We start from the raw sequence: 4,151 nt of genomic DNA, 5'->3' as shown, positions 1-4,151 counted from the left end.
GGGCGCCGAGAGTGCCCGCGCCGCCCTCACCCCGCTGCCTCGCCCCGACCGCCTCCCGCTCTCCTACGGGCAGCGCCGACTGTGGATCATCAACCAGATGGACGGGCCGAGCAGCACGTACAACATCCCGGTGTCCTCCCGGCTGGCCGGCGACGTGGACGCGGAGGCGCTGAACGCGGCCTTCCGCGACGTGATCGGCCGGCACGAGGTCCTGCGCACCGTCTTTGCGACGGTCGACGGCGAGCCGTACCAGCGGATTCTCGACGTCGCGGACGTCGAGTGGGCGCTGCACACGGCCGACGTCGAAGCGGCGCAGCTGGCCGACGTGGTGGCGGAGGCCGAACAGTATCGGTTCGACCTGTCCGCCGAGATCCCGATCAGGGCGTGGCTGTTCAGGACCGGCCCGGACGAATGTGTCCTGGTGGTCGTGGTGCACCACATCGCCGGTGACGGCTGGTCGTGGGGCCCACTGGCCAAGGACCTCTCCGTGGCCTACGACGCTCGCCGCGCCGGGCCGGCCGCTCCGGCTTGGGATCAGCTGCCGGTCCAGTACGCGGACTTCGCCCTGTGGCAGAGGGCGGTGCTCGGGGACAGTGAGGACCCGGACAGCTTGATCTCCCGTCAGATCGCTTACTGGCGTGAGGCGCTGACAGGAGTGCCGGAGGAACTGGAGCTGCCGACCGACCGCATGCGCCCGGCGACGGCGAGCCACCGGGGCCACCGGACGCGGCTCGAGATCCCGGCGGAGGTCCACGCCCGGTTGGCCGAGGTGGCGCGGGCCGAGGGCGTGACCATGTTCATGGTCCTGCACGGCGCTCTGGCCGTACTGCTGAACCGCTTGGACGCCGGCACCGACCTGCCGATCGGGTCGGCGATCGCGGGACGGTCCGACGAGGCGCTCGATGACCTCGTGGGGTACTTCGTCAACACGTTCGTGCTGCGCACCGACCTGTCCGGCGACCCGACCTTCCGCGAGGTGCTCGGTCGGGTCCGGGAGGCCGGACTGGGGGCCTTCGCTCACCCGGACGTTCCCTTCGAGAAGCTGGTCGAGGAGCTGGCTCCGGCCCGCTCGATGGCCCGTCATCCGCTCTTCCAGGTGATGCTGCTGGTGGACAGCGCCATCGCCGCGTCGCCGGACGCGTCCGGCGACCGGACCGCCGACGGGCCCGGCATCCAGGCCGGTGACCAGGCCGGTATCCAGGCCTCCGGTGGCGGCGCGCTGCCCACCGGCCCCGCCGTGGCCAAGTTCGACCTGGACGTCAGCATGGTCGAGGTGCACGACGCGAACGGCGCTCCGGCCGGTCTCCACGGCGCGGTGATCGCGGCGGCGGACCTGTTCGACCCCGAGTCGGGCGCGCGTATCGCCGAGCGGCTGGCCCGACTGCTGGAGACGCTCGCCGCGGATCCGGGCGTCCGGCTCAGCGCGGTGGACGTGCTCGGCGAGGACGAGCGGCACCGCGTCCTCACCGAGTGGAATGCCACCGAGGCCCCGGTGCCTGACGCGACGGTCGTGGAACTGTTCGAGGCGCAGGTCGCCCGGACACCCGACGCGGTCGCCCTGACACAGGGGGACGTCGAGCTCAGCTACGCCGAGCTGGACGCCCGGGCCAACCGACTGGCGCGGCTGCTCGTGGGCCGGGGGATCGGCCCGGAGGCGGTCGTCGCGGCGGTCTTCGAGCGCACGGTCGACCTGGTGGTGGCGCTCCTCGGGGTGATCAAGGCCGGTGCCACCTACCTGCCGATCGACCCGGCCTACCCCGCGGACCGGATTGCCTACGTGATCGCCGACTCGGGTGCGGTCTGTCGGCTCACCAGCGAGAGCCTGAGCGAGGAGCCGGCAGAGCCCGACGACCGACCGGTGGCCGAGAGCGCTGAGGCGGATGAGGTCCCGGTGGTGCTGCTCGACTCCGCTCAGGTGGCGGCTCAGCTCGCGGCCTTGGCGGACGGCCCGCTGACGGACGCCGAGCGCACGGCGCCCCTGCGGCCCGAACACCCGATGTGGGTGATCTACACCTCCGGCTCGACCGGCCGCCCCAAGGGGGTGCTGGTGGAGCACCGGGCGATCGTCAACTTCCTGTCGGCGATGCAGGACCGCTTCGCCCTCGACGCCGCGGACCGCCTGCTGGCGGTCAGCACCCACGGCTGCGACATGGCGGGCTTCGAGTTCTACCTGCCGCTGCTGAACGGCGCCCGGATCGTGCTGGCCTCACAGGAGCAGGTGCTGGACCCCTGGGCACTGCGCGGGCTGATCCGGAACACCGGGGCGACGATCGTGCACGCCACGCCGAGCCTGTGGCGCGGCCTGGTGGCCGACGCGGACGACCCGGTGGACTGGACGCGGGTGCGGGCGATGATCGGCGCCGAGGCGCTGCCGGCCGATCTGGCGCGGACGCTGCTGGCCAGGACGCAGACCCTGACGAACCTTTACGGCCCGACGGAGACCACGGTCTGGTCGACCGCCAAGGAGTTGGCGGGGCAGGGGGCGGATGTGTCGTCGATCGGCGGTCCGATCGGCAACACGCGGGTTTACGTGCTGGACGACCGATTGGCGCCGGTGCCGGTGGGCGTGGCCGGTGAGCTGTACATCGCGGGCCGGAGCGTGGCACGTGGTTACCTGGGCAGGCCGGAACTGACGGCGGGCCGCTTCGTGGCGGACCCGTTCGGTGGTGTCGGCGAGCGGATGTACCGGACGGGCGACGTGGTGCGCTGGACCGTGCACGGCGACCTGCAGTACGTCGGGCGTTCGGACGACCAGGTGAAGGTGCGCGGGTTCCGGGTGGAACTGGGGGAGATCGAGGCGGTCCTCGCCGCGCATCCCTCGGTGGCCCAGGCCGTCGCACTCGTGCGCGAGGACATCCCCGGCGACCAGCGGCTGGTCGCGTACGTGGTGCCGAACCGCGGGCTCGCGCAGGAGGAGCTGGACCGACTCGACCAGGCGGTGCGCGCCGTGGCGCAGGACCGGTTGCCGGGGTACATGGTGCCCTCGGCGGTGGTGGTGATCGAGAAGCTGCCGCTGATGCCGAACAGCAAGCTGGACCGCAAGGCCCTGCCCGTGCCGGAGGTCGCGGTGCGGGAGGAGGCACACCACGCGATGACCTCGTTCGAGGCGAACGTCGGTGCCGCGTTCGCCGAGGTCCTCGGCCTGGAGAGCGTGGGCGTGGACGATGACTTCTTCGCCCTCGGCGGCCACTCCCTGCTCGCCGTGCGGCTGGTGGAGGGGCTGCGCGAGCGCGGCGTGGCAATCGCGGTGCGCGACTTGTTCGCGGCGCCGACCGTTGCCGGGCTGATGAAGCGGATGAGTCTGTCCTCGGTGCGGGACGCGCTGGACGTGCTGCTGCCCATCCGGGAGCAGGGCGACCGGCCGCCGTTCTTCTGCTTCCATCCCGCGGGTGGCGTGAGCTGGTGCTACATGCCGCTGGCGCGGTACGTGCCGGCGGATGTCCCGCTGTACGGGGTGCAGGCCCGGGGACTGGACGGCGCGTCGCAACTCGCGGGGTCCATCGGTGAGATGGCCGCGGACTACATCAGGCAGATGCGTTCGGTGCAGCCGAGCGGCCCGTACCACCTGCTGGGCTGGTCGTACGGCGGGGTGATCGCCCATGAGATCGCCGTCCAGCTGCAGACGGCCGACGAGGAGGTCGGGGCGCTGGTGCTGCTCGATCAGTACCCGTGGGACAACGCGACGGAGGCGGCGCTGGCGGCGCAGGAGCCGGAGGTCGACCCCGAGGCCGAGATCGACCAACTGGTCGACGTGGTAAGGCTGGAGGCGGGCGGCGCGCTCGGCGCGGTGACCGACGACGAGTACCGGACCTTCGCGCGGGTGCTGCACAACCACCGCACCATCCGGCCGGCCCATGTGCACGGGCGGTTCGACGGCGACGCCCTTCTGATCGTGGCTCAGGGCGGACGTGACGACGAGGGGCCGACCGCCGACCGCTGGGCCGCGCACATCACGGGCGCCGTCGCGGAGGCGGGTGTGCCGTGCACCCACTACGACCTGGCGAAGCCGGAGAACCTCGGTCTGGTCTGGGCCGCGGTGGCCGACTGGCTGGGCCGGGCGGACTGAGCGCGGGACTACGAGCCGAGGGCCCGGGGCCGGTCGGTGACGACCGGGCCGGGCACCCCGCGGGCCGGGCACCCCGCGGGCCGGG

The 4,151-nt window shown here is 72.5% G+C and carries 1 protein-coding gene; it reads left to right on the top strand.

Going from position 1 to position 4,151, the window contains the following annotated elements; all coding sequences use genetic code 11:
- The coding region (locus GA0115254_RS02040; protein WP_141720751.1) for a non-ribosomal peptide synthetase at nt 1–4,066 on the top strand (4,066 nt) is incomplete at its 5' end.
- Nucleotides 4,067–4,151 lie beyond the last annotated feature (85 nt).

Source organism: Streptomyces sp. Ncost-T10-10d (assembly GCF_900091955.1).
Taxonomy (GTDB): domain Bacteria; phylum Actinomycetota; class Actinomycetes; order Streptomycetales; family Streptomycetaceae; genus Streptomyces.
This window is presented reverse-complemented; position numbering and strand designations above follow the sequence as displayed.